This is a genomic window from Pseudomonas sp. Irchel s3f19 (assembly GCF_900187555.1).
In the GTDB taxonomy this organism is placed as follows: Bacteria; Pseudomonadota; Gammaproteobacteria; order Pseudomonadales; family Pseudomonadaceae; genus Aquipseudomonas; species Aquipseudomonas capeferrum.
In genome coordinates this window covers 449,994-476,272 of sequence record NZ_FYDW01000003.1, presented here as the reverse complement: position 1 = coordinate 476,272, position 26,279 = coordinate 449,994, and the positions used below count along the sequence as shown (strand labels likewise).

Genomic DNA, 26,279 nt, shown 5'->3' with positions numbered 1-26,279 from the left:
ATTGAGGCAGCACGCACCCTCGCGGATCAAGCCCGTGGCGCACGACCAGACTGTTAGGGACCTACTTAATGACCACCAGCAGCACCTATGCCCAAGCGCCTGCCGCGCCGGTCAACTCGCCCGCGCGGGTGGCCACCGCCAGCTTCATTGGCACTGCCATCGAGTTCTACGACTTCTACGTTTACGCCACTGCCGCCGCGCTGGTGATCGGCCCGGTGTTCTTCCCCTCCGGGTCGGGCACCGCGCAGATGCTCGCGGCCTTTCTTACCTTCGGCATCGCCTTCCTCGCACGCCCGCTGGGCTCGGCATTGTTCGGCCACTTTGGCGACCGTATCGGCCGCAAATCGACCCTGGTGGCGTCGCTGCTGTTGATGGGCGTCTCCACCACCGCCATCGGCGTGCTGCCCGGCTATGACAGCATTGGCGTGTGGGCGCCGATCCTGCTTTGCCTACTGCGCTTCGGCCAAGGCCTGGGCCTGGGTGGCGAATGGGGCGGCGCGGCGCTGCTGGCGACCGAAAACGCACCACCGGGCAAGCGTGCCTGGTTCGGCATGTTCCCGCAGCTGGGCCCTTCAATCGGCTTTTTGGCTGCCAACGGCTTGTTCCTGACTCTGGCCCTGGTGCTCAGTGACGAGCAATTCCGTGAATGGGGCTGGCGCATTCCGTTCCTGCTCAGCGCCGCCCTGGTACTGGTGGGCCTGTATGTGCGCCTCAAGCTCGAAGAGAGCCCGGTGTTCGCCAAAGCCATTGCCCAGCATGAGCGCGTGAAGATGCCGGTGGTCGACTTGTTCGCCAAGCACTGGGTGCCAACCCTGCTGGGTGCTGCGGCGATGGTGGTGTGCTACGCGCTGTTCTACATCTCGACGGTGTTCTCGCTCAGCTATGGCGTGACCACACTGGGCTACAGCCGCGAGACGTTCCTTGGCCTGCTGTGCTTTGCGGTAGTCTTCATGGCCCTGGCCACGCCGCTGTCGGCCTGGCTCAGCGACCGCTACGGGCGCAAGCCGGTATTGGTCGTCGGTGGCCTGCTGGCGGTGGCTTCGGGCTTTACCATGGAACCGCTGCTGACCTCGGGCTCGACCACAGGTGTGGCGCTGTTCCTGGCCATCGAGCTGTTCCTGATGGGGGTGACCTTCGCGCCAATGGGGGCATTGCTGCCCGAGCTGTTCCCGACCCACGTGCGTTACACCGGCGCGTCGGCGGCGTATAACCTGGGTGGCATCGTGGGGGCTTCGGCGGCGCCGTTCTTTGCCCAGAAACTGGTGAGCATGGGCGGCTTGAGCTGGGTGGGCGGGTATGTTTCGGTGGCGGCGGTGATCAGTCTGATTGCTGTGCTGTGCCTTAAAGAGACCCGGCATACCGAACTGTGAAGACGCTGGGGGCGCTTTGCGCCCCCAGCCATGTCAGATCAGAACTCGACCTTGACCGCCTGCGAAGCACGGGTCGCCTTGGCCCGCGCCGCTTCGATCGATTCGTCACGCGCCAGGCACACGCCCATGCGGCGCTGGCCGTTGATTTCCGGCTTGCCGAACAGGCGAATGGCCGTATCCGGCTCGCTCAGCGCAGCACCAAGGTTGGCGAAGCTGGTCTGCTGCGATTGCCCCTGCGGCAGAATCACCGCCGACGCCGACGGCCCGAACTGGCGCACCACCGGGATCGGCAGGCCGAGAATGGCGCGGGCGTGCAAGGCGAACTGCGACAGGTCCTGGGAGATCAAGGTCACCAGGCCAGTGTCGTGCGGGCGCGGCGACACTTCGCTGAACCACACCTGGTCACCTTTGACGAACAGCTCCACGCCGAACAGGCCACGCCCGCCCAGTGCATCGGTGACCGCCTTGGCCACTCGCTGCGACTCGGCAAGGGCCTTCGGGCTCATGGCTTGGGGCTGCCACGATTCCTGATAGTCACCTTTCTCCTGACGATGGCCGACAGGCTCAAGGAAGGTGGTGCCGCCGACATGACGCACGGTCAGCAGGGTAATTTCGTAATCGAAGTCGATGAAGCCCTCGATGATCACCCGGCCCTTGCCGGCACGCCCGCCTTCCTGGGCGTAGTCCCAGGACTGCTGCAGGTCGGCATCGCTGCGCAGCAGGCTCTGGCCCTTGCCCGATGAGCTCATCACCGGTTTGACCACGCACGGGTAGCCGACATCGGCCACGGCCTTGGCGTAGTCTTCGTAGGTATCGGCAAAGTGGTACGGCGAGGTCGGCAGGTCCAGCTCTTCGGCAGCCAGGCGCCGGATGCCTTCGCGGTTCATGGTCAGCTGGGTGGCACGGGCGGTGGGCACCACGGTGAAACCTTCGCTCTCCAGTTCGACCAGGGTCGCGGTGGCGATGGCTTCGATCTCGGGGACGATGTAGTGCGGTTTCTCGGCCTCGATCACCGCGCGCAGGGCGACGCCATCGAGCATGTTGACCACATGGCTGCGGTGCGCCACCTGCATGGCCGGCGCGTTGGCGTAGCGGTCCACGGCGATCACTTCGACGCCCAGGCGCTGCAGCTCGATCACCACTTCCTTGCCCAGCTCACCGCAGCCGCAGAGCAGTACACGGGTCGCGGTGGGCGACAATGGGGTTCCGATACGGGTCATTTCAGGTCCTCGAAGGCGTCCGGGGCTGCGCCAGGCTAAGCGCCGCCCGCTGAAAAAGGACCCGTATTCTACACCATCAACCGACCGCGGCAGCCCGCCGGGCGCGAAATGCCATGGCCAGCCACACGGCGGTGACACCGGCGAACTTCGAGGCCATGGCCGTGCCGATCACGGCAGGGGTCAGCGCGCCGATCATGCCGAAGAAAATGAAGGTATCGACCGGAATGCTCAACGCCGAGCTCAGCCACAGGCGGTCACGCAGGGGCCGACGGGTGATGCTGAACACCAGCCAGTCGATCAGCTCGGAAACGAAAAACGCCGTGGCGCTGGCCAGGGCGATGGCAGGCTCCGAGGTGATGTAGGACAGCACCAGGGCCACCAGCATGGCGACCAGGGCGCCATGCCCGAAGCGGGTCTGCACCATGTCGCGCAGGATGAACACCAGGCCACCCCAGGCGGACCAGATGATGTCCAGGTGCGGGGCGCTGGAGAAGGCGTAGTTGATCAGCACTACGCTGCTGATATAGGCGATGAGATAGAACATGGCGGGTAATCTGTGGGCAAGCCGTACAGATTACCGCTGGCTGCTTCGCGGGTAAACCTGCGAGGCAGCCAGCGCCGAATCATTGCCCCATGATCAACCCAGCGGCCACCGCCCGCTCATGGCACAGCTTCAGTACGGCGCGACGCTCGGTGTTGTCCATCCGCCCCCAGCGGCCGATTTCGGCCACCGTACGCTGGCAGCCGGTGCAGATATCCTGCTCGTCCAGCGCGCAGATGCTGACGCAAGGCGAAGCGACCGGGCGCTCGACGGCAATGACCTCACTCATCGTCAGCTACCAGCTCGCGCGCATAGCGTTGGGCATTGTGCACATAGTGCGCGGCACCGGCCTCGATCATGCGCATCTGCTGCTCGCTCAGTTCACGCACCACCTTGCCCGGCGAGCCCATCACCAGCGAACCGTCAGGGATCTCCTTGCCCTCGGGGATGAGCGCATTGGCGCCGATGATGCAGTGCTTGCCGATGCGGGCTCCGTTGAGGATCACCGCATTGATGCCGACCAAGCTGTAATCGCCGACCGTGCAGCCATGCAGCATGGCGTTATGGCCAACCGTCACGCCCTTGCCCAGGGTCAGCGGCGAACCCATGTCGGTATGCATCACGGTGCCGTCCTGGACATTGCTGTCCTCGCCGATGTCGATCAGCTCGTTGTCACCGCGCAATACAGCGCCAAACCACACGCTGGCACGGGCCTGCAGGCGCACATTGCCGATCACGGTGGCGTTGGGCGCGATCCAGCTGGTGGGGTGGCTGTCGACCCGCAGGTCGCCCAGGCGATATTTCATGCTCGCTCCTCAGGATAAACGGCGGCGGTTTGTAGCAGACGGCGGGGTGGGCCCCGCTCAGATCTCGATGTAACGCTCCGGGGGTTGATGCAGGCTGATGCCGGCGTCATACAGCAGGTTGACCAGCTCGACGATCATGATCGCCGACAACCCCCAGATTTTGTATTCACCGTAGCGGTAACTGGGCACATACCAACTGCGGCCCTGGTAATCGATACGGTGGGTATGGTCTCGCGGGTCCTGGCGGAAGAATTCCAGCGGTACGGTGAATACTGCCGCGATCTCGGCATCGTTGGCGCGATACTCGACGAAATCGGGAATAAGCCCGACGAATGGCGTCACTTTCAGGCCGTGCAGCGAGATCAGCGGGCTGAGCGGACCAATCACTTCCACCAGCCCAGGGGGCAGGCCGATTTCTTCTTCGGCTTCGCGCAGGGCGGTAAACACCAGGTCCGGGTCTTCAGGGTCGCGCCGGCCACCCGGGAAGGCGACTTCGCCACCGTGGGTCGACAAGCCCTTGGCGCGCAGGGTCAAGACCAGTTCGGGCGCTTCGCTGCGGGTAATGGGCAAGAGTACCGCCGCTTCGGGAAACCGTCGGTCGGTTTCCAGTGATGCGGGTTCATGGTTGCTCATTCGGCGAAGTAGCTCGTCCAGCATTGCGCACTCTCGTATCCAAGGCCTGTCTTGCATGATGCACCAAAGCCGAGAAGCACCCAAGCCCTGTGCGCTTGCGGCCGCCCGGCTGCCACGCCAAGATAGCCCTGTCATAAGGGAAGATAAGCATGAAATTCTGCAGCGCGTGCGGCCAGCCGGTCATTCAGCGGATACCCGAGGGCGATAGCCGCCTGCGGTATGTCTGCGAGTATTGCCAGACCATTCACTACCAGAACCCCAACATCGTGGCGGGGGTCCTGCCCACTTGGGGTAGCCAGGTGCTGCTGTGCCGGCGCGCCATCGAGCCACGCCGTGGCTACTGGACCTTACCGGCCGGGTTCATGGAGAACGGCGAGACCCTCGACCAGGCCGCCCGTCGTGAAACCGTCGAGGAAGCCTGCGCCCAGGTCGGGCCCATGAACCTGTACCAGTTGTTCGACCTGCCGCACATCAACCAGGTGCATGTGTTTTTCCGCGCCGAACTGGCCGACCTACGCTTCGATGTGGGTATCGAGAGCCTGGAAGTGCGGCTGTTCGAGGAACATGAGATACCGTGGGACGCGCTGGCTTTCCGCACCGTCACACGCACACTAGAATGCTACTATCGCGACCGCATCGGGCAGCACTACCCCATAGGCCATGAGTACCTGCCACCGATGAATGTCACGTCTACCACCTAACGTCATCAGGGATACCGTTTCATGCGCTGGTTGCTCGCCCTTTTCTGCCTTTGCGTTACCTCGGTGTCCCAGGCGGCCTTCACCGAGACCATCGTGCGCAAGCCCCTGCCGGCAGCGCAAACATCGTCACCCTCGCAGCAGGCCATGCAACCGCTGATCGACAAGGTGCTGGTGATCAAGTCCGAGCGCCGCCTGCAACTGATCAGCCGCGGCGAACCGCTCAAGACCTACCGCATTTCCCTGGGCAAGCAGCCCAAGGGCGCGAAGGAACGCGAAGGTGACCGCAAGACTCCCGAGGGCCTCTATTGGCTGGACTGGCGCAAGCAGAGCGACCGCTTCAACCTGGCCATGCACATCTCCTACCCCAACATCAAAGATGCCGCACGCGCCACCCGCGAAGGCGTGAGTGCCGGCAGCATGATCATGATCCACGGCACACCGGTCAATGATGACTACCCCGAGTGGTACTTCCACACACTGGACTGGACCGAAGGTTGCATCGCCATGCGCAACCACGACATGCAGGAAGTCTGGGAGCTGGTCAAGGACGGTACATTGATCGAGATTCGTCCCTGACACGTCCTGCATGCCGACTTATCCTGTAGGAGCTTTCGCACCCTAAACGAGAACCCGCCTGACAGCCGCTTAGGCAGGGTACTGCATCCAAGCCAATCACTTAATTCTTAGCATCCACGCAGACGAATACGACATCCGTACGTCCTCTGCGGGGTGCTTGAATGCCGTACCGAATTCTCATCATTGCCTGCAGGCTGCTGGTCTGCTGCCTGACCGGGGTGATGACCTGCGCCCAGGCATTGGCCGACGACCTGGCCAGCCAACAGTTGCGCGATCAGCAGCAAACGCTGCGGCAACTGGAACAGCAACAACGCCTTGAGCGCTGGCAACGGGAGCCTGCTGCGCAAGGTAATCAGCGCAGCCAGAGTGCACAGACTGCCGACAGCCACTGCTGGGCGGTGAGCGGCGTGCGCCTGGCCGGCCATCGACACGTGTCGGGGACAGCACTGGAGGCGACCGTGGTGCCGCTGATGCAACCTTGCATGGGCATCGCCGATATCAACCGCGTGCTCAAGGCCATTACCCAGCGCTATGTCCAAGCCGGCTACCCGACCAGCCGCCCCTACTTGCGCCAGCCCCCCGAAGATGACGCCCCGCTGGATATCGTCATCAGCGAAGGTTTTGTCGAGTCGATCGAGCTGGGCGCCGACCTGCCCCTTTCCTTGCGCGGTGCTTTTCCTGGCGTACTGGGGCAGCCGCTGTACCTCCCGGACCTGGAGCAAGGGCTCGACCAGCTGAACCGCCTGCGTGCCTACGACTTGAGTGCCGACTTGCTCCCCGGCGAACTGCAAGGTGGCACCCGCGTGCGCGTTCAGCCCCACAAAGTCGCCTCGCGCTGGCATCTGGACGGCCGCCTGGACAACCGCGGCAGTGAACTGACCGGCCGCCATCGCCTGAACCTCGGGGTCGGCCTGGACAGCCCGCTGGGCCTAAACGACGACCTGCGCCTGTGGCTGGCCAGCACCGTCTTCGATGCGCCGGGCACCAGCACGGGCATCACGCTGTACTACAGCATCCCCTACGGTCCGTGGACATTCGCCTTCAACGCCAGCCAACTGCGTTACAACGCCCCCATCCCGCACGGGCAACAGACCAGCAGTGGCCGCAGCCGCTTCCAGGGCGTGAGCGCCGAGCGTGTGCTGTGGCGCAATCAACAGGGCATGCTCAGCGCCAGTGCCCGGGTGGACCGCAAGCAGATGGTCAACCGCACCGGCGGCGTTGTCGTCGACTTGCAGAGCCCTACCCTCACCAGCGTCGAGGCCGGCCTGCAGTGGCTCTGGCTCGAGAATGGGCTGTGGAACGGGTATGTGGGGGTCGCCCACGGCCTTGAGGGGCTGTCCAAGGACAACCCGGCCATGCGCAGCAACGGGCTGCGCAGCGATTTCGTCAAATACCGCGCCACCCTCCTGCACCTTCGCCAAGGCGCAGCGCCTCAGCCCTGGCGCTGGCAAAGCGAACTCGGGCTGCAGTACAGCCCCGACCCACTGCCCGCCGTCGAACAACTGCTGGCCACCGACGACTCGGCGGTACGCGGCTTCCGCCTGCACACCTACGCCGGCGCCACTGGCGCGGCCTGGCGCAACACCTTGAGCCGCCCGCTGAGCCCCGCCTGGGCGGCACCGTTGCAAGTGCGCCCCTACGTCGGCCTCGACCTTGGCTGGACCCAGCTCGCCAGCGACAGCCCCGTCCTGCGCCTGGCCGGTGCTGCGGCCGGCATCGAAGTGAGCCTGCCCGACAGTCGCCTGCGCCTCGATTATCAACGCGCCCTGTACACCAGCGACCGGCCCCGCACGCTTCTGGAGCCGGGCTTCTGGGTACTGGAGTGGCACCTGAACATCTGATTCACCCACAACAAAGAGAACGAGAACATGCAAACACTCTCGCAGCTGACGTCTACCCACCCCAATACCTTGCGTTGGGCCATTTTTCTCGCCCTGCTCGGCTCCAGCACCGCGCAAGCCTCGGGCGGCCTGGAAGCTGCCAGCGGCCCTGCAGGCACCCCACTCATCAACAACGGCCATGGCGTCCCGGTCATCGACATCGTTGCACCCAACGCTGGCGGCCTGTCGCACAACCAGTTCCTCGATTACAACGTCGGCAACCCCGGCGTAGTGCTGAACAACGCCACGCAGGCGGGCCAGTCGCAACTGGCCGGCGCCCTTGCGGCCAACCCGCAGTTCCAGGGCCAGGCCGCCTCGACCATCCTCAATGAGGTGATCAGCCGCAACGCTTCGCTGATCGAGGGGCCGCAGGAAATCTTCGGCCGCCCGGCCGACTACATCCTGGCCAACCCCAATGGCATCACCCTCAACGGCGGCAGCTTCATCAACACCACCCGCGCAGGCTTCGTGGTCGGCACCCCGGAATTCGAGGACCAGCAACTCAAATACCTCGACACCCTCAACGCCAGTGGCTCCCTGCAGGTACTCGACGACGGCCAGAGCAACAGCACCGGTGCCCTTGACCTGATCGCGCCGCGAATAGACAGCAAAGGCTTGCTCATGGCTGCCAATGAATTGAACGTCACGGTTGGCCGCAACCGCATCGATCACACCAGCGGGCAGGTGGTCGAACACCTGCCCGGCGAACAGGGCAGTGTCGATGCCACGCTGTTCGGTGCCATGCGTGCCGGGCGTATCCGTGTGCTGAGCACCGCTGAAGGCGCTGGGGTGCGCATGGGGCCGGCAAAGGTGCATGCCGGCGACGGTATCGACATCCATTCGGCCGGCGACCTGCACGTCAGCGGCAAGGCGGACAACCCCAGCGAACTGCACAGCGAACGGGGCGCATTGAATCTCAGCGCCGCGCATGACCTGACCCTGCGGGCTGTCGAAGGGCAGGCGCAACAGGTGGTGGTCAAGGCCGGCCAGAAACTCACCCTGGATGCCGACAGCCTGGCAAACACCGAACACGACCGCGAAAACTGGAAGAAGAAGTTTCTCTTCGTCACCCGCGAAACCTACAACCGCGAGCGCACCACCACCCAAAACCAGCAGCACGGCACGCAGTTGCACGGCCAAGACAGCGTAACGCTGCAATCGGGCGCTGACATGCGCCTGGTAGCCGCCGACGTGAAGGCGGGCGGCGAATTGAACGTCGACAGTGCCGGCAAACTGGACATCGTGGCAGGCATCGACAGCCAGCACATCAAAGAACAGGTACGTCACCGCAAAGACTTGTGGCGCGGTGACCGCGACACCGAGCAAACCCGGGAAACAGCCCAGGGCAGCACGTTGAATGCCGAGCGCATGGCCCTCACTGCGGCCGATACCCTCACGGTTCAAGGCAGCACGCTGCACAGCAACAGCGACATGCAGATCAAGGCGCGGCAAGTCGAGATCGGCACCACTGCATTGCAGAACAGCGGCACACAGCGCAACTACCGCGGCGACCTGGTCTCCGGGACTTTCTTCGGTGATCGCAAGGGTAATGACACGCAAGGGCAGACGGTGGTTGGCAGCAGTGTGACGGCAGACGGCAAGCTGAACATGACGGCTGACCAGGTCACCATCAAAGGTAGCAAGGTGCACGGCAAGGAAGATTCGGTGCTGTACAGCGAAAAGGGCCTGCTGGCGATCGAGGCCGACCACGGCAGCAGCACGTCGACTGACCATCAGAGCAACAGCAAACTGTTCGGCCTGATCGGCAGCGATCGCAAGGACACCACACGCAAGGACCAGGTACTGCTCAGCGACGTTTCGTCCAGCAGCAACCTGCGCCTGGCCAGCGCCGAGGAACTGCGCATCCACGGGGCAAAAATCGAAGCCGGCAAGCACCTGCAGGTGCAGGCCAAGGGCGACCTGACGATCGACAGCGCGCAGTCGCGCAGCGAAACACAAACCGATCAACAGCAACGCGGCTTCAGTGCCGGCGCCCGGCAGACCCAGGAGGCACAGGACGGCAAACCGCAATCACGCCAGTACGAAGCCAGCGTGGGCTACCAGGTCGCCAACACGACGGGCAAGGTGCAGGAAACAACGCAGGTCGCCAGCGAACTGAAAGGCGCTTCGGTCGATCTGCAAAGCGATGCCCACCTGCAGGTCAATGGCTCCAAGGTCGTGGCAAGCGCGGGCGACCTCACTGTGGCCGCCAAACAGGTCAGCCTTGGCGCAACCCGCAATGAACGCGAGTCCGTCAGCAACGACAGCCAGAGTGGAGGCAGCTTGAACGTGACAGGGGGTATCGATCGACTGGGCAGCGCTTTCGCAGGCCATCACAACACCCAAAGCCAGCTCGAACGCGACAGCACCGTCCAACGCAGCGAGTTGCAGGCCAGTGGGGACGTGAAGCTGGACGCCGAGCGTTTGCTTACCGAAGCCGCGCGCCTCGAAGCCGGCCAGCAACTGAACGTAACCGCCAAGCACATCGAGAACCGTGCCGTGCAAAATACCCTAGCGCGTGAAAGCGTCACCAATAACGGGGCAGGCAGCCTGGGCGCCAGCGTCGAATACCGTGACCTGACCCGCCCCATCGAACGGCTGGTGCTGGGCGAAGAGGCGGCGCGCTTCCAGCAGGGCTCGCCTGAAGACGCGATGGTGGCGCCAAGCGCCGGTGCCGACATGACCATAGACCACCTCAAGCGCCTGGAAAACCAACGCCGCGGCTTTGCCCAGGTGAGTGAGCTGTCGGGGGCTGCAGTCGAGGTCAAGGCCGATATCATCGATGACCAGGGCACCGCGTGGAAGGCCAACGCCGGCAAGCTCTTGATCGATGCCACGCAGCACCACCTGAGCGCCGCCGAAAACACCCAGGCCGATACCGTGCAGCGCCTGGCCTATGGCGGCGATGCCCGCGTAGACACCAGCACCGGTAACGATCTCAATGTACGCATTGCCGGTAAAGGCGGCTCGCTGGATAAACACGACCTGGCCAGTACCGCCGTGCCCGGCAGCCTCTATGGCCAACAGGGTATCCAGGTGCAGTTGGGCAGCGATGGCAAGTACGAGGGCACGCGCATCGAAGGTGGCGACGGCGATGTGGTGATGCGTAGCGGCGGCACGCTGTCGTTACCGCAGGCCACTGACCGTAACAGCCAGGCCTCAAAGCAGCTTGACGGTAATGCCTGGGCCAAGGTCGGCAACCGCCCCGGCAGCACCGGCGTCGACACCCGTGGCTACCTGGATCACAACCAGCAGAACAGCGCGCAGACCAAGGCGCAGGTGGCGCAGATCGATGCCAAGGGCGCTGTGCATCTGAGCAGTGAGGCAGACCTTGTATTGGAAGGCACGCGTATCGGCAGCCGTGAAGCCAAGGTCGGCGATACCTTGCTGGAAAGTGGTGGCCGTTTGCAGGTCACTGCGGCCAGCAATACCCAGCAGGCCAAGGGCGGCAGCCTGGGTGGCGGCCTGGAACTGGCAGTCAAGATTGGCGCGACCAAGGGTGGCGCTGTCGGCGGTCACTTCAACCATGGCAAGCAGAACGAAGACGCCAGCCAGGCCGTCAATGCCAGCTTCGAAAGCGCGAGCAAGCTCACCCTCAGCAGCCGTGCCCGGGAGGACATTGCCTTGCACCTTGAGGGCCTGCAAGCCTCGGCCGAACAAATCGAGCTCAACGCCGCAGGCGGCGGCATGCTGATCGAAGCTTCGAGCGACCGCGAGCAACGCGACAACCTCGACATCACGGCCGGGGCCGGCTTCAACATGGCCAAGGGCGCTACCGATACCCTCGGCCTGCATGGCCGCGCCCAGGTAGCGCTGGACAAGCGTGACAACCACACGTGGAACGCCAGCCAACTGCGCGCCGAAAAAATCCAGTGGCAAAGCCGTGGCGACACGCGCATCGAAGGTGCCAGCCTGGAAGCCGGGCGCATTACCGGTGATGTTGGCGGCGACCTGCGTGTTGCCAGCCGCAAGGACCGCGTCGACAGCTTGAGCGTGAAAGGCGACCTGCGCCTGAGCCAGGAGAAGAACCCGCAGGGCTACACCAACGCCGCCAACGCGCTGGCTGGGCCGCTGAGTGACAAAATCGGCAAAAAAGCCGGCGCTGCCTTGAGCAAAGCCGATCCTGGTTTTTCCCCGACTTTGCGCCTGGAGGTCTCACACCAACAGCGCGACACCGTGACCAGGCAGGCCACGCTCAAGGGCAGTGAAGGGCTTGACCTCAAGGTCGGTGGCGATGCCCGCCTGGTGGGCGCCAGGCTGCAATCGGGCAAAGGCGCTGTCGAGCTGAACGCCAATGCCGTTACCCGTGAAACCCTGAATGGCAGCGACTACCGCCGCGATGTGTCGATCGATGCGTCCAACTCGCCGGTGGACCTGGGCACTGCGGTGGCCGAATTCACCAAGGGCAAGGGCGCTGCAGACGGGGAGAATGCGCTTGACCTGGGGCTATTGCGCACCAGCGGGCACAACCGCAGCGAGCAGTGGGTATCGAGCGTGCAAGGCAAGGCGCAGTAACCGTTGCCCGTCGACGCTTTCATGAACCCACCCATGACGTGGTGACTTGGCCGTTCCCACAGATCAACCTTACAAATCAATAAGTTAGCGATCTATCAATGGCCGCAACCTCACTCAAGTGATTACCACCTGATCAGCCGCTGCCCCGCTGTCGCCTCTGGCCCCAGCCATTGCGCACCGCGCAGCAGCGGCGTCAGGGCGGCATCGGGCTGCAGCGCGAGGGTGACCTGGGCCTGTCGCCCCAGCAGGTCCGCATCCACCTGCAACTGATGCTGCCCCTGCTGCGCCAACTGCCCCAGCACATGCCAACCACCTCGGCACTGCACCTCGAGCCATCCCTGCCCTAAGCCCAACGACCAGGGCTCACTCAGCGCCAGGTCCGTGACACTGATACGCCCCTCGGCAGCCTGGCATCGCCGCCCCGCACCATGCACCCGCAGCGTACCCTGCCATTGCCCAACCAGGCGATAGGCCGCAGGCACAGTCACCTGCGCCGCTGTGGGCTGAACGTCAAGGCGCCAACGCCAAGGCCAGCCTTCAACCCGCACCTGCCAGGCCTGCCCCTGAAAGCCCAATGCCCCTTGGCCCTGCAAACGCCAAGGCTGCACGGCCCACTGCAATGGCCCGAACGGCCCAAGCTGTGTCGCCTGCCCCTGCCACAAGCTGCCGCTCACTCCCGTTGCCGGCAGGCCGAACCCACGCACCAGCCAACTGGCCGGCAGCTCTACCAGCAAGGTCAGGACAAACACCCACAGCAGCCACGCCACGCCGCCCCGGCTCATGGCCGCAGCACCAGGTCAAAACGCAGGCCGTTGGGGGCTTGCTCCAACCCCCACTGCAACGGTTGCGCGCCCTCGCTCTGCAGCGAAACGACCCAGCCCAGCAGGGCCTGCTCATCGGCCACCTGCCCCTGCATGTGCCAGGTCTCACCCTGTGCGACCACCTCCTGCAACTCGATGCGCCGCGCTTGCGCCGACTGGTGCAGACGCTCCAAGCTCAGCGGCGCGCCCCCCTGCAAACCTGCCGCCGTCTGCGCCAACCCCCGCCATTGGCCAAGCGCGTGCCATTGCGCCAGTCCTTCGCGTACAACCAGCACGCTCGACAGCAGCGCAATCAGCCCCCCGGCCAGTGCCAGGCGATGGCGCTGTACCCAGTCCCGGTTCATGTCGCCACCTCCAGGTCGAAAACCACACGGGTCGACGATGCATCCCCGTTCACTTGCACCTGTGCCCCAACAGCACTGGCCATCTCGCCCCAGGGCGGTGCGGCCCCCTCCCCCTCCACGCGCACATGCCAGCGCTGGCCGTCGAAGCGCACTGCTTGCAGGCGCCAGCCGGGATGCGCTTGCAACCAGGCCTGCAAGCGCCCCTGCAAGTCTGCCAACTGACGCACACGCAATTGCTGTTGCAGTTCGGCTTCGCGCAGGCGCTTGAGCGCCTGCGCCGCCTGCCGCGGCCCTGCCTGCTCGCCGGTCACGGCAAGCACCTGGGCTTGCCAGAGCTGCACCTGGCGCCATTGCTGGGCCAACCACAGGCCGCCCCAGGTGCAGGCCAGCAGCAGGCAGGCGGCAAGCAGCTGACGCTGCGCTCGCGAGGGGCCAACAAAGGTGCGAGGTCGTCGCTGCTCGAACAGGCCTGGCAGGCTGTCGAGCGGCGCCAACTCGTCGGGCCAGCGCCCCTCGAGCGGCACCCTGCGCAGTTGCGGCCAGGGTTCGACCCGCACATCGCCCAGCACATCAGGCCAGGCCAACCAGCGTTCGCCCGCGCCTTCGCTCAGCCCCTTCATCAAGCTGAACCCGCCCGGCTTCTGCCAGCACCAGGCCACACCCGGTTCAGGAGCAGGCAGCAACTGAAATTCAGCCCAGCAACACTCGACCGACACCCCCCATTTCACACACTGCCCGCGCCAGCCCTCCAGATGCTGACGTGCCACGGTCAGTAGCCGCACCTGCCCGGCTTCACGGCCCAAACATCCACACACCACCTCATCCGCGCTCTGCAGCAAGCGGTCTTCAAGCAACAATGGCCATTCTTCACGCCTGAGCCCCGGCGGTGCGGGCAACTGGAAGTGGCTGCAGTGCTCGGCAGGCACGATCAACGCCACCCGCGCCTGCAGGTTCGCCGGGGGCTCGCCCTGCCCCTGGCGCTGCGCGATACCGCCCTCGACCAACAGCCAGTCCCAAGGGCTGCCTGGGCGCAACAACAGCCAAGGCCGGGCCGGCGAACGTCGACGCCAATCAACCTTCATGAACGCCCCCAGGGAATAACGAAAGTGCAGACATACGGTGCTCCATCACGCTGCAGCTCCAGGCGCACACCACGGCCGGGGTGCGCCGGTTGATCGGAAGGCCAGGGTTGCCAGCGGCCGCCCTGGTGATACAAAACGTTCACCTTGCTCACCCCTTCAAGTTGCTCGCGCAACACCCAGCGCGCAGCAGTCGCGGCATACAGGTCGGCCGAACTCTCCAGCAACACACGCTGCTCGCGCGCCTCGAAGCGCAAGCGCTGGCGCTGTAGGCGCGACCCGCCTTCAACTTCAGGCAGGCCGGTGGCAGCCACCCACAGCAGTTGGCCGTTCGCGGGTTGCCAATCGAACCAGCGGCTGGCCAAGGGCAGACGCTGTTCGTACACCCGGCGCAGCACCGGGCTGTCGAGGCGCCGCTCCAGCGCCAGGCAAAAATCCAGCACCGAGGTTTGCTGGCTGCTCACCTGCAACCGCTCACGCACCTTCAGCCAGCCGTTGACCAATGCCGCCAGCATGATGCCGAGCAGCGCGGTCAGGGCCAGCGCGACCATCAGTTCGATCAGGGTAAGGCCTGCCTGATGCCGCTTCATGGGCGCTCCAGAAAAACACTGAATTGGCCAAGCGGCAGCCGCTGGTCGCGGTCGCCGAACACCTGCAGTTCGCCCCGGCGCAGGTCACGCACGCCGGTGCGGCGCAATTGCATCTGCCAATGGCACAGCTGGCCGCCCTGGCTCAGTTGGCCGCCCACCTGGTTGCTGGTCGGCCAGTACTGTTCGACGACGAAACGGGCTTGCAGCTCGCGCGCGCACAGCAGGCCAAGGCGGTGCTGCTGCAGGTTGTCCTGCACCGCCAGGCGCTGGCGCAGGACCTGGCTGGTGATCACCGCCAGCACGGCGGCAATCGCCAGGGCCACGGTCACTTCCAGCAGAGTGAAACCGCGCTGCTGGCGCTTCATGGCAGTGGCGCCAGCTGTAGCTTGCCATCGCTGCGCCAGGCCCATTGCTGGCTGCCTTTGGCCCAGTGCCAGCGCACCGAGCCCGGCTGAGCCCAGCCTTGCGGCGTGAACAGAAGATGCGGCTGCGCGCTGGCGGACCAGTCCGGGCGCAGGCCCTTGGGCCAGTCGCCGAGCGCGACGGTCTCGACCACCCAGGCGTCGCCCTCGCGGCGGACAAACTCCGGCCGCTGGCCAGTCCAGCGCAACCCGCGCAACTGCCCGGCATGGCGGGCCAGGGCCGCCTGGGTCCGGGTTTCGGCCGCCAGGCGTTGCAGGGCTTGGTCGACATTCGTCTTGCCGCTGTCGAGCCAGGCCACGGCCAGGCTGGACATCAACCCGGCGATGGCCAGCACCACCAGCAACTCGATCAGGCTGAAGCCTTGTTCACGGCGCACCCTTACAGCGCCCAGTTACCCAGGTCGGCATCCTGCCCTTCGCCGCCAGGCACACCATCGGCACCCAGCGAATAGACATCAACGCGCCCATGCTCGCCAGGCATGCGGTACTGGTACGGCGTCCCCCATGGGTCTTGCGGCAGGCGGCGCACATAGCCATCGCTGCGCCAGGCACGCGGCAGCGGCGCCTGCTCGGGCTTTTTCACCAGCGCAGCCAAGCCTTGCTCGTTACTGGGAAAACGCAGGTTATCCAGCCGGTACATGTCCAGCGCCTGTTCGAGTGTGGCCAGGTCTGCCATGACCTTCTGCCGCATGGCCTTGTCCTGGTTGCCCAGCACACTGGGTGCGACCACGGCGATCAACAGGCCGATGATGAAGATCACCACCATGATCTCCATGAGGGTGAAGCCACGCTGATGGTTACGACGATGCTGCATGGAAGTACTCCTTGTGTTCACAATTGCAGGCCCTGGTTGAGTTGCATGATCGGCAGCAGCACCGCCAGCACGATGAACAGCACCACGGCGCCCATCACCAGAATCATCAGCGGTTCGAAAAGCGCCATGGCGGTGTCCACCTGGCGGGCGAAGCCGCGCTCCTGGTCGTCTGCCACCCGTTCCAGCATGTCGGCCAGGGTGCCGCTGGCCTCGCCGCTGCCGACCATGTTCACCAGCAACGGCGGAAACTGTTGGCAGGCATCCAGCGCGCGGTGCAGGCTGGTGCCGCCCTGCACCTGCTGGCGCACCTGCTCCATGGCCAGGCGGATGCGCCGGTTGGAAACTGTCTCGGTGGCCACCTGCAGGGCTTCGAGCAGGGCCACGCCGCTGCTGCTGAGAATCGCCAGGCTACGTGCCAGCCGCGCGCTTTCCAGCACCTGCAACAGGCCGCCCACACGCGGCAGGCGCAACAGCAACTCATCACGGCGCAGGCACCAGTGCGGCTTGCGCAGCAGCCAGCCACCGAGCAGCGTCAGCAGCATCGCCAGGCCCAACAACCAGGGCCCGGCGTGCACCAGCCCCTGGCTCAAGCCGATCAGCAAGGCGGTTATCAACGGCAGGCTCTGCCCCGCGTGGGCAAACTGCTCGGTGAGCTTGGGCACCACGAAGGTCATCAGGCCGATCACCACGGCAAGCGACACCCCCATCAGCACACAGGGGTAGATCAATGCAGTACGCGCCTTGTGCTGCTGGCGTTGCACCTGCTCCAGGTGATCGGCCAGGCGCGTGAGCACCTGGGCCAGGCGCCCGGAGCGCTCACCGGCCTCGACCAGCGCACAGTACAGGCCGCTGAACGGCGCCCCCTGGCGGGCCAGGCTGCGCGCCAGCCCCAGGCCTTCAGCGAGCGAACCGCGCAAGGCCACCAGCACGCTGTGCAAGGCAGGCTGGCGCAATTGCCGCTCGAGGGTGGCCAGGGCGTCGACCAAGGGGATGCCCGCGCCCGTCAAGGTCGCCAGCTGGCGGGTCAGTTCGCACAGTTGCGCACGGCTCAGGCGCTGGTGGCGGGGTTGGCGCACGCCTGCCTCGTGGCGCTGCAACTGGCGGGCGAACAGGCCCTGGTCACGCAACAGCTGGCGCGCATGGCGCTCGCTGTCGGCCTGCAGGCTGGCCTTGTGGGTCTTGCCGGCCAGGTCGACGGCTTGATAACGATAGGTCGGCATGGCTCAGCCCTGCACCACGCGCAGCACTTCGGCCAGGCTGGTCTCGCCACGCGCCAGGCAATCGCTGGCCATGGCTACCAGGCTGCGCCGACGGTCGGCCAGGTAATCCTGCATGGCTTGCTCACTGGCGCCGTCGTACAGCAGCGCGATCAGGCCGGCGTCCAGCTCGATGAACTCGTACAGGCCCAGGCGCCCGACATAGCCACTGCCCTGGCACTGCTCGCAACCGACGGCGTGGTAACTGCTGCCCAGCGCACACAGCTCGGGCCACAAGTCACGTTCGGCGGTTTGCAGCGGCTGCGCCACCGCACACTGGCACAGCCGCCGCACCAGGCGCTGCGCCAGCACACCGCGCAGGCACGACGCGATCAGAAAGGGTTCGATGCCCATGTCACGCAGGCGGGTCACCGCCCCCACCGCACTGTTGGTGTGCAGGGTCGAGAGCACCAGGTGGCCGGTGAGGCTGGCTTGCACGGCAATCTGCGCGGTTTCCTGGTCACGGATTTCGCCGAGCATGATCACATCCGGGTCCTGGCGCAGGATGGCGCGCAGGCCACTGGCAAAGGTCAGCCCGGCGCGTGGGTTGATGGCCGTCTGGCCGATGCCGGCGATGGCGTACTCCACCGGGTCTTCGACGGTGAGGATGTTGCGGCTGCCATCGTTGAGGCTGTTGAGGCTGGCGTACAGCGTGGTGGTCTTGCCCGAACCGGTGGGGCCGGTGGACAGCACGATGCCATTGGGCCGCGCCAGGCAACTGCGCAGGCCGTGCAGCACGGCGGCCGGCATGCCCAGGTTGTCCAGCGCCAGCAGGCTGGCCTGCTTGTCGAGCACACGCATCACCACCCGTTCACCGTGAATGCCCGGCAGCGTCGAGACCCGCACATCGACCTCGCGCCCTGCCGCCCGCAAGGTGATGCGGCCATCCTGGGGTTGGCGTTTCTCGGCGATGTCCAGCCGCGCCATGACCTTGATGCGTGACACCAGCATCGCCGACAGCGCCCGCGGCGGGCGCAGCACCTCGCGCAGGTGGCCGTCGACCCGCAGGCGCACCACCAGGCTCTGTTCGAAGGTCTCGATATGGATATCCGAGGCACGCAGGCGCAAGGCCTGGCCGAACAGCCCGTTTATCAGGCGGATCACCGGCGCCTCGTCATCGCTTTCGAGCAAGTCCTCGATACGCGGCATCTCGCTCATCAGGCTGTCCAGGTCGACCTGGTCGCCGATACCTTCGATCAGCGCTGCGGTGGCCGCATCGCCGCCCTGATACAGCTGTGCCAGTTGTTCGTCGAATGCTGCGGGCTCCAGGTAGGCCAGCGCACTGGGCTGGCCATGCACCCGCAGCAGCTCCTGCAACACCTCGCTGTCGGCGTCGCGGCGCAGCCACAATTGCCAGCCGCCTTGCGCGGGGGTCATGGCCAGGCCTGCCTGGCGTGCCAGCCGATAGGGCAGCATCACCAGTTACCGCCGTCCAGGCGCGCCCGGCTGGCGGGGAACACCTGCAGCAGCGGCGTGGCGCCTTCAGCACCGGCAAGGTCCGGCAGCTGCAGCGGGGTGGTCTGCTGCAGGGTGCGGTACTTGCCTTCGCTGAGCCCGGCCAGGCTCGGCCCATCGCGCAGGATGCGCGGGCGAATGAAGACCATCAGGTTCTGTTTGGTGTTCTTGCTGGCGTCGGAGCGGAACAGGCGGCCCAGGTAGGGGATGTCACCCAGCAGCGGTACGCGCTGGTTGCTGGTACTCAGCTCGTCGCTGATCAGGCCGCCCAGAATCACCAGGCCGTTGTCTTCGACCATGACCTTGGTCTTGATCTCACGCTTGTTGGTGATCACATCACTGGCAGCGCTGGAGTCAGCAATCGACGAGACCTCCTGGACGATGTCCAGGCGCACGCTGTTGTCGATGTTGATCTGCGGTTTGATCCGCAGCTTGACCCCGACCTCCTTGCGCTCGATGGTCTGGTAAGGGTTGGCGTTGTTCTGCGTCACCGAGCCGGTGACGAAGGGCACTTCCTGGCCAACCAGGATCGACGCCTCGGCGTTGTCCAGGGTCAGCAAGGTTGGCGTGGACAGCAAGTTGAAGCCGCTCTTGCCCTTGAGCGCATTGACCAGCATGGCGAAGTTGAAACCGCCGCCGAAGTGGCCGATGCCGGCAGTGGCCCCGGCGGTGGCAGACAACAGCTTGCCCAGTGCCTCGGTGTCTTCGCCGGTGGCAGCACCGGCGATGTTGGCGATGTTCACCCCGTTGCTGCCGAAGTTGACGATACCGGCACCGAACTTCTCGTCGGCGAACAGCCACTGCACACCCAGCTCCTGGGCACTGCTGTCGGACACCTCGGCGATGATCGCCTCGACCACCACCTGGGCACGGCGGATATCCAGCTGCTCGACGATGGCACGGTAGGCGGCCAGCTCGCTGTCGGGGCCGACCATGACTACAGCGTTGGTGCCCTCTTCGTATTCCAGGCGAATGCCCGAGCCACCGGGGGCGGCCATCACCGGCCGGTCCTTGGCTTCGCCCTCGGCCACGCCTTCTGCCGGCGCCATGCCTTCCTGGCTGAGCCCGCGCAGCACCTTGACCACTTCACTGGCCGTGGCGTGCCGCAGGTAGATGACTTGGGTACTGCTGCTGCCCGCCGTCTCGCTGGGGCGGTCGAGCTGACGCAGCAGGCTGGCGATGCGTTCGAGGTTGCTGCGCCAGTCGGTGACGACCAACTGGTGCGCCGCCGGGTACGGGGTGATCACCCCAACCCGTGGGTCGATCAATGGCTTGAGTATGCCAAGCACCTGCTCGGTAGCGGCGTTGCGCACATTGAATACCCGGGTAGCCACGCTGTCGCTGCCTTCGCCCTGCTGCCCGGCAGGCTCCACCGGCACCGGTTCCAGGCGCGCCGCCTGGTCGGGGACGATCTTCACGCTGCCATTGGGCAGGTCGACGGTGGCGTAGCCCTGGGCGCGCAGTTGGGCGAGGAAGATGTCATAGATGGCATCGGCGTCGTGCAGGTCGACGGTGCGCACGGTGACCTTGCCCTTGACCCGCGGGTCGACGATGAACGTGGTACCGGTGATGCGCGACACGCTGTCGATGAATTCACCCAGCTCGGTGTCGACGAAGTTCACCTCGTACATCGGCGTGCCGTCGTCATCGAACACCGGCTCCTCGGCGCTCGCAACCGGCAGGCCCACGGACAAGGCCAGGCTCAGTGCAGCCGCCATGCAGTATTTAACAGGCATCGTTCATCCTTGCCGCTTGAGGCCGGTCACGGCGGGGCGTGGCGGCCAGGGCAGGCGTTCACGCCGCCCCTGGTTATTGAAAATCAGGCCATCGCTGTCGATGTCCTGCAGCACGATCCCCGGTGCCAGGCGCTGGCCGCGGGCCAGGGTGCGCACCTGTTGTTCGTAGCGCAGCACCACCACGCTGGCCGACAACGGCTGGGCCTTGAGGCCACCGAGGTAGTGCAAGGGCAAACGGGTGATGACGATCGCGCCGTCGTCGACGGGTGCCTGCCAGTGGCCGACCATCAACCCCGGCAGTTGCGTCTCGGTGGCCGGCGAGCGGCTGGCCGGTTGTGGCTGGCGGCCCAGTTGCAACACGCACTGTGCAGCGAGCCAGCCGGCCAGGGTCAGGCAGCCACCAGTGATCAGCCGCGAAGCGAAGCTCACGAAGCCATCTGCCGGGGGTGCCAGCCTGGGTGGCCCTGCACATAGCGCACTTCGGGCCATTGCAGCGCTGTCAGTTGCCAGTCAGGCGCCTGCCGTGCCAGCCAGGCCTCTACCCGCTGCCAGAGCGGCTCGCCGGCCTGCGACGCGAACTGCAGGCCAAACGTGCGGCACAACCCCTCGCTCGGCTGCAGGCCGCTGATGCGTTTGCCCTGGGGGCTGTAGCTGACTTGCCAGGCCTGGCCCTGCCAGCGCGGCAGGTCCTGGCTGTTGTCCAGCAGCAACGGGTCGCCAAACAGCTGTTCCGCGGCATTTTCCAGAACTTGCTCGACCTGCCGGGCCGGAGCCTCGACCACCGGGGCCGGGTAACCGCCGGTCAGGCTGATCAGGTGCTCACGGGTAATCGCTGTACCTGCCGCCAACGGGCAGTCGTAACGCAGGCCCGGCAGCAACACCGGCAGGCTGCCGTCATCGGCCAAAGCCTGATGCAGCAGGCGGTCCCAGCTGCCGCCACGGGTGTCGCGCCGCCACAGCGCCTGGGGCGCGCGGGCCAGCGGTTGATCGAGCCACGCCGCGTGGCCGGCGCGCTGTTGGTTCAACTGCGCCTGCAATTGCCCGGCACGCACCTGCGCTGCCGGTGAAAGCGTCTGTTCGAACGTCGGGAAGAAGCGCCCCTCGAACTGCCATTGCCCCGCCACCTGCTGGCAGCGCAAGCGAAACGCACCGCTGCCCCGGCAGCCGGCGAACAGCACCGGCACGCGGCGACCGCTGGCCTGGGTGGCCTGCACCGGTGTTGGCCACAGGTCCTGGCCACGCGCGCACAGCAACAGGTCGATGGCCGGCAGCCGTTCAGCCAGCCACAGCCCCGGCCCGGTACCGACATCGGCCAGGGCCACCACCAGGTCGGCCTCGCGCCGGGCCTGTTGGAAAACCGGCAGCAAGGCCTGATACCACTGTTTGAGGGAGGCTTTCTGGTCTTGCGCGTAAGGGTCGGTGACACCGACCACGGCAATGCGCGCGCCGCCCCGTTCGAACAGCTGCAGGGGTTCGAGCCCAAGGGCCTGGCGTTGTTCGTCAGCGAGCCCGGCGCCAAGCGTAGTGGCAGACGCCTGGCGGTAGAGTGCTGCGCTGCGTTGTGGCCAGAGCACGCGCTCGTCACTGCTGACCCGCGCTTCGCTGCCCAGCAGTTGGCTGCCTTGCACGCCACTTTCACCCTGGGTCAGGTAGGCCAGGCCGCTGCCATTCCAGCCTTGGCCGTTCTCCAGGGTCAGGCTGTTGCCTGCACCGGCCTCGCCACGCAGTTGCTCCAGCAATGCGCCGAGTACGGCATAGCCACCCAGGTTGGCCTCGTCGGCCCGGCCGGCATCGAGCAGTGGCGCCAGCTGCGGAAACGCGATGCTGGCGCTGGCACCGGTCATCCACGGCGCACGCCCGAGGTGGCTGACCGGCCCCAGGCGCGTCGCCGGGACCACAGCCCGGCCGGGTTGGCGGGCATCGAGGGTGTCGGCGACATAGAGCAAGTCCAGGCGGGCATTGCCACCGCGCGGCCCCGGCAAGGCGGAACAGGCGCCGAGCAACGGTGCCAAGGCACCGACACCCATCCAACTGATCACTTCGCGCCTGTTAACACTGCTTGCCATCGAACCCGCCATCCTTATCCACGTTCACGTTGGGCCCGGATGTTGCGGCGTTCGCATGACAGTTTGATGGCAGAAATCCGACAGCAATTCCAAATTGATCTGTCGGACACATATCTAAGAACCGACAGTTTTAAGCAGTCGTTAACATTTCTGCCAAGGAATCATCACACTTGCGCTCTAAAGTCGCGGTTTCCTTCAACTCAGCCAAACATAAGGACACCCTGATGAGTCGAGATACCGGCGACAACCTGGACCGGAACCACAGCGGCAATATGCCGATGGCCAACGTCATGGACGCCTACCTCAGCCGCCGCAGCATCATGCGTGGCAGCCTGGGCGCCGCCATCGCCATGATCGCCGGTACCGGCCTGACAGGCTGCTTCGACGGTGGTGGTTCCGATCACGATGATCCTGTCACCGAGCCACCGGTGACGGAGCCACCTGTTACCGAACCGGAAGTCCCGAAATTGGCACTGGGCTTCCAGTCCATCCCAGGTTCGCGCACCGATGCCTGTGTCGTCGCCGCAGGCTACAGCGCCTACGTGCTGGCGCCCTGGGGCACTCCGCTGAACAGCAATGCCAGCCCGTGGAAGTCCGATGGCAGCAACACCTCGGCCGACCAGGCCAATGCCATGGGCATGCACCACGACGGCATGCACTTCTTCCCGATCAATGGCAGTTCCGAAGACGGCCTGCTGGCGATCAACTTCGAGTACATCGATGCTGCCGCCTTGCACCCGGCTGGCCCCACCCTCGATGCCAACGGCAAGCGCCCGGCCGAAGAGATCCGCAAAGAGATCAACGCCCACGGCGCTGGCGTGGTGCGCCTGCAGAAGGTCAGCGGGCGCTGGCAGGTGGTCGACAACGACCCGCTGAACCGCCGCTTCACCACCGCCTCGCGCATGGAAATCACTGGCCCGCTGCGCGGCACCGACCACGTCAAGACCAAGTACTCCAGCGCCGGCACCCACTGCCGCGGCACCAACAACAACTGCGGCAACGGCTACACCCCATGGGGCACCTACCTGACCTGTGAAGAGAACTGGCCGGGCATCTTCGTCAACAAGGGCACCCGCCCCGAAGACCAGCGCCGCATCGGCGTGGGCACCTCCAGCGGCCAGTACAAATGGGAAAGCGCTGCCGGTGACAGCACCGAAGTGGCCGACGAGTTCACCCGTTTCGACGTCACCGTCAAAGGCGCCAGCGCCACCGACGACTACCGCAACGAAGCCAGCACCTACGGCTACATCGTCGAAATCGACCCGTACAACAGCGCCACCCTGGCGACTAAGCGGACGGCGCTGGGGCGCTTCCGTCACGAAGGCTGCTGCCCGGGCCTGCCGGTGGCCGGCAAGCCGCTGGTGTGGTACATGGGCGACGACTCGAACAACGAGTACCTGTACAAGTTCGTCTCCACCGCCGTGTGGGACGCCGCCGACGCAAGCCCAGCCGACCGCCTGGCCACCGGGGCCAAGTACATGGACCAGGGCAAGCTCTACGTGGCCCGCTTCAATGCCGACGGCACAGGCGTGTGGCTGCTGCTCGACGTGGCCACTGCCACCACCGGCGGCAGCACCCTTGGCGCGCTGTACGGTGACCTGCCGGGTATCATCCTCAACACTCGCGGTGCGGGCGATGCCGTGGGCGCGACCCCGATGGACCGCCCGGAATGGACCACAGTCAACCCGCTCAATGGCGATGTCTACCTGACCCTGACCAACAACAGCGCGCGCACCCCGGAAAAAGTCGACGCCGCCAACCCGCGTGGCCCGAACCGTCACGGCCACATCATCCGCTGGCACGACAGCGACGATCAGCTGAGCTTCACCTGGGACATTTTCGTGTTTGGCGCCAACGCTGCCGGCACCGCCGACATCAACCGCTCCGGGCTGACCGAGCTGAACCAGTTCGCCAGCCCCGATGGCATGAGTTTCGATAGCCGTGGCGTGTTGTGGTTCGAGACCGACAACGGTGAGAGCACCCTGACCGATTACACCAACGACCAGTTGCTGGCGGTGATCCCGACGGACCTGGTGGATGCCACGGGCAAACAGGTGCCAGTCAACGCGCAGAACCAGGTGGACCTGCGGCGTTTCTTCGTTGGGCCGAACGGCTGCGAGGTGACGGGGATTGCCTTCAGCCCGGACAACAAATCGATGTTTGTGAACATCCAGCATCCGGAGAACTGGCCGTATACCGACAAGGCTACCGATGCTACCCCGGCAGGCGCTACGGTAAGGCCGCGGGCTTCGACGGTGGTGATTCAGCGTGATGATGGCGGGGAGATCGGCACCGTCTGACCGGGAGCTGGTCAGTCAGCCTTGTGCCGGCTGTACCGGCCCTTTCGCGGGCAAGCCCGCTCCTACAAGTACCCCACTGCTCTTGAAACCAGTGGGGTACCTGTAGGAGCGGGCTTGCCCGCGAAGAGGCCGCCAAGGTTCACCAGAGCATCGGCTCCCGGCTACGCACCCGCACCTGCTGCGCCGGCACGCGTGCGTGCCACTGCACCACCCCCAGCGCCTCGACCTGAAACGCGCTGCGCATCACCCGCCCCTCTTCCTCGAACGACAGCTGCAACACAAAGTGCCCACTGTTGAGCAGCAACCCTTCGCTCAACCGTTCGAACGTCTCGTCATCCACCGCCCCCAACGCCTGGCGCAGCGCCGCCGCATCCACATAGCCTGACGCCGGCCGGCCACTGACGATGCGGCTGAGCAGCGAACGCGGATACCGCCCCTCATACAGGGCATCGAGCAACGGCAGATGCTCCAACCCCAGGGCATTGGCGTTCAAGCGCCAGCCCGTGGTCTGCGGCAGGGCGCACAGCATCGGGTAGCGGCGCTGGCGCGTGGCGTCCGGCTCCAGCAGCAGGTTCAGCTCGCTGGTGTCGAGCATCGCTTGATTGGCCGCCAGGCGTGGGGGTTGCTGGCGCAGGTACTGGGCACTCTCGGCCCCCTGCAAACGCGCATCGCTGTCACTGTCGAGCCAGTCGGCCAGGCCGTCGACCAGGCGCTCGGCCGCCATGTCATCGCCCAGCAGGCGGCGCAACTGGCGCTCGGCACGTTCACCGTCGGCACCGAGCAAAGCGTTGACGTTGAAGCAGGCGTGCTGGTCGCGTACCCGTAATTGCGCCTGGCCTGCGCCAAAGTCGTAGTTCAGCGGCTGCCCACGCAACGCCTGCCAGAACAACGGGCTAAGCCGCCAGGCCGGGTCGCGCAGCGCCTGCTCGGCATAGGCCAGGCCGGCCTGTTCCATCGCCCGCACCTGCACCCGCTGGTGCAACAGGCGCACTTCATCGACCTGGCGCCGGCCATCCTCCACCAGCCAGGCCATACCTGCCGCGAGCATCGCCAACACCACCATTACCATCAGCAGGGCCGCGCCCTGCTGTCGTCTGCCGCCCATCCGCGTGCGCCTCTCATGGCCCGTAAAAGCGCCAGTCAACACGCCAGTT

General features: G+C 65.5%; 24 protein-coding genes. 6 read left to right on the top strand and 18 right to left on the bottom strand.

The window, feature by feature from the left end:
• The first annotated feature begins 68 nt into the window (after positions 1-68).
• On the top strand, positions 69-1,370 hold the full coding sequence (locus tag CKW22_RS10090; protein WP_033700964.1) for an MFS transporter: 1,302 nt from the start codon (positions 69-71) through the stop codon (positions 1,368-1,370).
• A gap of 38 nt (positions 1,371-1,408) precedes the next feature.
• Here CKW22_RS10090 and purT read toward each other — a convergent pair whose 3' ends face one another.
• The 5 genes from purT to CKW22_RS10065 all read right to left on the bottom strand — a co-directional run bounded on the left by purT (position 1,409) and on the right by CKW22_RS10065 (position 4,594).
• Positions 1,409-2,590: a formate-dependent phosphoribosylglycinamide formyltransferase gene (purT, locus tag CKW22_RS10085; protein ID WP_047581517.1), complete on the bottom strand. Its 1,182-nt coding sequence runs from the start codon at positions 2,588-2,590 to the stop codon at positions 1,409-1,411.
• Between the two features lie 76 nt (positions 2,591-2,666).
• Positions 2,667-3,134, bottom strand: a complete 468-nt coding sequence (locus CKW22_RS10080) for a VUT family protein (RefSeq protein WP_033700966.1) — start codon at positions 3,132-3,134, stop codon at positions 2,667-2,669.
• A gap of 79 nt (positions 3,135-3,213) precedes the next feature.
• Positions 3,214-3,420, bottom strand: coding sequence for a DUF1289 domain-containing protein (locus CKW22_RS10075; protein ID WP_033700967.1), 207 nt, complete (start codon positions 3,418-3,420; stop codon positions 3,214-3,216).
• The gene (locus CKW22_RS10070; RefSeq protein ID WP_033700968.1) at positions 3,413-3,937 is read right to left on the bottom strand and encodes a gamma carbonic anhydrase family protein; all 525 of its coding nucleotides are present in this window, start codon (positions 3,935-3,937) and stop codon (positions 3,413-3,415) included. Before CKW22_RS10070 ends, CKW22_RS10075 begins: the two co-directional genes overlap by 8 nt.
• 57 nt (positions 3,938-3,994) lie before the next feature.
• The gene (locus CKW22_RS10065; protein WP_033700969.1) at positions 3,995-4,594 is read right to left on the bottom strand and encodes a CoA pyrophosphatase; all 600 of its coding nucleotides are present in this window, start codon (positions 4,592-4,594) and stop codon (positions 3,995-3,997) included.
• 125 nt (positions 4,595-4,719) lie between these two features.
• Between CKW22_RS10065 and CKW22_RS10060 the strand changes: the two genes are divergently transcribed.
• From CKW22_RS10060 to CKW22_RS10045, 4 genes are all read left to right on the top strand, one after another.
• Positions 4,720-5,271: an NUDIX hydrolase gene (locus tag CKW22_RS10060; RefSeq protein ID WP_033700970.1), complete on the top strand. Its 552-nt coding sequence runs from the start codon at positions 4,720-4,722 to the stop codon at positions 5,269-5,271.
• Between the two features lie 21 nt (positions 5,272-5,292).
• Entirely contained in the window at positions 5,293-5,847 is a 555-nt protein-coding gene (locus tag CKW22_RS10055) for a murein L,D-transpeptidase family protein (protein WP_033700971.1), read from the top strand.
• A gap of 161 nt (positions 5,848-6,008) precedes the next feature.
• Positions 6,009-7,688: a ShlB/FhaC/HecB family hemolysin secretion/activation protein gene (locus CKW22_RS10050; RefSeq protein WP_095064073.1), complete on the top strand. Its 1,680-nt coding sequence runs from the start codon at positions 6,009-6,011 to the stop codon at positions 7,686-7,688.
• A gap of 27 nt (positions 7,689-7,715) precedes the next feature.
• Entirely contained in the window at positions 7,716-12,242 is a 4,527-nt protein-coding gene (locus CKW22_RS10045) for a hemagglutinin repeat-containing protein (RefSeq protein ID WP_095064072.1), read from the top strand.
• A gap of 122 nt (positions 12,243-12,364) precedes the next feature.
• Here the strand turns inward: CKW22_RS10045 and CKW22_RS10040 are convergent, their stop codons facing one another.
• From CKW22_RS10040 to CKW22_RS09985, 12 genes are read right to left on the bottom strand one after another with little or no spacing between them, the layout of a single operon-like run.
• Positions 12,365-13,024, bottom strand: coding sequence for a general secretion pathway protein GspN (locus tag CKW22_RS10040; protein ID WP_033700974.1), 660 nt, complete (start codon positions 13,022-13,024; stop codon positions 12,365-12,367).
• A complete protein-coding gene (gspM, locus tag CKW22_RS10035; protein ID WP_095064071.1) occupies positions 13,021-13,407 on the bottom strand; it encodes a type II secretion system protein GspM in 387 nt (128 codons plus the stop codon). Before gspM ends, CKW22_RS10040 begins: the two co-directional genes overlap by 4 nt.
• Positions 13,404-14,489 carry a GspL/Epsl periplasmic domain-containing protein gene (locus CKW22_RS10030; protein WP_033700977.1) on the bottom strand — a complete coding sequence of 362 codons (1,086 nt, stop codon included), beginning with the start codon at positions 14,487-14,489 and terminating at the stop codon, positions 13,404-13,406. The genes gspM and CKW22_RS10030 overlap by 4 nt, the downstream gene beginning before the upstream one ends.
• Positions 14,486-15,076 carry a type II secretion system protein gene (locus CKW22_RS10025; RefSeq protein WP_033700980.1) on the bottom strand — a complete coding sequence of 197 codons (591 nt, stop codon included), beginning with the start codon at positions 15,074-15,076 and terminating at the stop codon, positions 14,486-14,488. Before CKW22_RS10025 ends, CKW22_RS10030 begins: the two co-directional genes overlap by 4 nt.
• The gene (locus CKW22_RS10020; protein ID WP_095064070.1) at positions 15,073-15,441 is read right to left on the bottom strand and encodes a type II secretion system protein GspI; all 369 of its coding nucleotides are present in this window, start codon (positions 15,439-15,441) and stop codon (positions 15,073-15,075) included. Before CKW22_RS10020 ends, CKW22_RS10025 begins: the two co-directional genes overlap by 4 nt.
• Positions 15,438-15,875 (bottom strand): type II secretion system minor pseudopilin GspH, encoded by a 438-nt coding sequence (gene gspH / locus CKW22_RS10015; protein WP_095064069.1) that lies wholly within the window; start codon positions 15,873-15,875, stop codon positions 15,438-15,440. The genes CKW22_RS10020 and gspH overlap by 4 nt, the downstream gene beginning before the upstream one ends.
• 2 nt (positions 15,876-15,877) lie before the next feature.
• A complete protein-coding gene (gene gspG / locus CKW22_RS10010; protein ID WP_095064068.1) occupies positions 15,878-16,312 on the bottom strand; it encodes a type II secretion system major pseudopilin GspG in 435 nt (144 codons plus the stop codon).
• Between the two features lie 17 nt (positions 16,313-16,329).
• The gene (gene gspF, locus CKW22_RS10005) at positions 16,330-17,532 is read right to left on the bottom strand and encodes a type II secretion system inner membrane protein GspF (RefSeq protein WP_033700984.1); all 1,203 of its coding nucleotides are present in this window, start codon (positions 17,530-17,532) and stop codon (positions 16,330-16,332) included.
• 3 nt (positions 17,533-17,535) lie between these two features.
• Complete coding sequence (locus tag CKW22_RS10000) at positions 17,536-18,984, bottom strand: GspE/PulE family protein (RefSeq protein ID WP_033700986.1); 1,449 nt, start codon at positions 18,982-18,984, stop codon at positions 17,536-17,538.
• A complete protein-coding gene (gspD, locus tag CKW22_RS09995) occupies positions 18,984-20,741 on the bottom strand; it encodes a type II secretion system secretin GspD (protein ID WP_095064067.1) in 1,758 nt (585 codons plus the stop codon). The genes CKW22_RS10000 and gspD overlap by 1 nt, the downstream gene beginning before the upstream one ends.
• Before the next feature lie 21 nt (positions 20,742-20,762).
• A complete protein-coding gene (locus CKW22_RS09990) occupies positions 20,763-21,188 on the bottom strand; it encodes a pilus assembly protein PilZ (protein WP_095064066.1) in 426 nt (141 codons plus the stop codon).
• Positions 21,185-22,825 carry a lipoprotein UxpA gene (locus tag CKW22_RS09985; protein ID WP_033700990.1) on the bottom strand — a complete coding sequence of 547 codons (1,641 nt, stop codon included), beginning with the start codon at positions 22,823-22,825 and terminating at the stop codon, positions 21,185-21,187. Before CKW22_RS09985 ends, CKW22_RS09990 begins: the two co-directional genes overlap by 4 nt.
• A 224-nt stretch (positions 22,826-23,049) precedes the next feature.
• Here CKW22_RS09985 and CKW22_RS09980 point away from each other — a divergent pair, with 224 nt between their 5' ends.
• A complete protein-coding gene (locus CKW22_RS09980) occupies positions 23,050-25,125 on the top strand; it encodes a PhoX family phosphatase (RefSeq protein ID WP_095064065.1) in 2,076 nt (691 codons plus the stop codon).
• A gap of 139 nt (positions 25,126-25,264) precedes the next feature.
• Here the strand turns inward: CKW22_RS09980 and gspK are convergent, their stop codons facing one another.
• Entirely contained in the window at positions 25,265-26,230 is a 966-nt protein-coding gene (gspK, locus tag CKW22_RS09975) for a type II secretion system minor pseudopilin GspK (RefSeq protein ID WP_095064064.1), read from the bottom strand.
• Positions 26,231-26,279 lie beyond the last annotated feature (49 nt).

Bases quoted from the DNA above. Each gene is read 5' to 3' on its own strand.
- CKW22_RS10075 (WP_033700967.1), bottom strand. From the start codon at position 3,420: ATGAGTGAGGTCATTGCCGTCGAGCGCCCGGTCGCTTCGCCTTGCGTC.
- CKW22_RS10080 (WP_033700966.1), bottom strand. From the start codon at position 3,134: ATGTTCTATCTCATCGCCTATATCAGCAGCGTAGTGCTGATCAACTAC.
- gspF (WP_033700984.1), bottom strand. From the start codon at position 17,532: ATGCCGACCTATCGTTATCAAGCCGTCGACCTGGCCGGCAAGACCCAC.
- CKW22_RS10070 (WP_033700968.1), bottom strand. From the start codon at position 3,937: ATGAAATATCGCCTGGGCGACCTGCGGGTCGACAGCCACCCCACCAGC.
- CKW22_RS09980 (WP_095064065.1), top strand. From the start codon at position 23,050: ATGAGTCGAGATACCGGCGACAACCTGGACCGGAACCACAGCGGCAAT.
- gspG (WP_095064068.1), bottom strand. From the start codon at position 16,312: ATGCAGCATCGTCGTAACCATCAGCGTGGCTTCACCCTCATGGAGATC.
- CKW22_RS10020 (WP_095064070.1), bottom strand. From the start codon at position 15,441: ATGAAGCGCCAGCAGCGCGGTTTCACTCTGCTGGAAGTGACCGTGGCC.
- CKW22_RS10060 (WP_033700970.1), top strand. From the start codon at position 4,720: ATGAAATTCTGCAGCGCGTGCGGCCAGCCGGTCATTCAGCGGATACCC.
- CKW22_RS10045 (WP_095064072.1), top strand. From the start codon at position 7,716: ATGCAAACACTCTCGCAGCTGACGTCTACCCACCCCAATACCTTGCGT.
- CKW22_RS10000 (WP_033700986.1), bottom strand. From the start codon at position 18,984: ATGCTGCCCTATCGGCTGGCACGCCAGGCAGGCCTGGCCATGACCCCC.
- gspM (WP_095064071.1), bottom strand. From the start codon at position 13,407: ATGAACCGGGACTGGGTACAGCGCCATCGCCTGGCACTGGCCGGGGGG.
- CKW22_RS10040 (WP_033700974.1), bottom strand. From the start codon at position 13,024: ATGAGCCGGGGCGGCGTGGCGTGGCTGCTGTGGGTGTTTGTCCTGACC.
- CKW22_RS10055 (WP_033700971.1), top strand. From the start codon at position 5,293: ATGCGCTGGTTGCTCGCCCTTTTCTGCCTTTGCGTTACCTCGGTGTCC.
- purT (WP_047581517.1), bottom strand. From the start codon at position 2,590: ATGACCCGTATCGGAACCCCATTGTCGCCCACCGCGACCCGTGTACTG.
- CKW22_RS10065 (WP_033700969.1), bottom strand. From the start codon at position 4,594: ATGCTGGACGAGCTACTTCGCCGAATGAGCAACCATGAACCCGCATCA.
- CKW22_RS10090 (WP_033700964.1), top strand. From the start codon at position 69: ATGACCACCAGCAGCACCTATGCCCAAGCGCCTGCCGCGCCGGTCAAC.
- gspD (WP_095064067.1), bottom strand. From the start codon at position 20,741: ATGGCGGCTGCACTGAGCCTGGCCTTGTCCGTGGGCCTGCCGGTTGCG.
- gspK (WP_095064064.1), bottom strand. From the start codon at position 26,230: ATGGGCGGCAGACGACAGCAGGGCGCGGCCCTGCTGATGGTAATGGTG.
- CKW22_RS09985 (WP_033700990.1), bottom strand. From the start codon at position 22,825: ATGGCAAGCAGTGTTAACAGGCGCGAAGTGATCAGTTGGATGGGTGTC.
- CKW22_RS10030 (WP_033700977.1), bottom strand. From the start codon at position 14,489: ATGAAGGTTGATTGGCGTCGACGTTCGCCGGCCCGGCCTTGGCTGTTG.
- CKW22_RS10025 (WP_033700980.1), bottom strand. From the start codon at position 15,076: ATGAAGCGGCATCAGGCAGGCCTTACCCTGATCGAACTGATGGTCGCG.
- CKW22_RS10050 (WP_095064073.1), top strand. From the start codon at position 6,009: ATGCCGTACCGAATTCTCATCATTGCCTGCAGGCTGCTGGTCTGCTGC.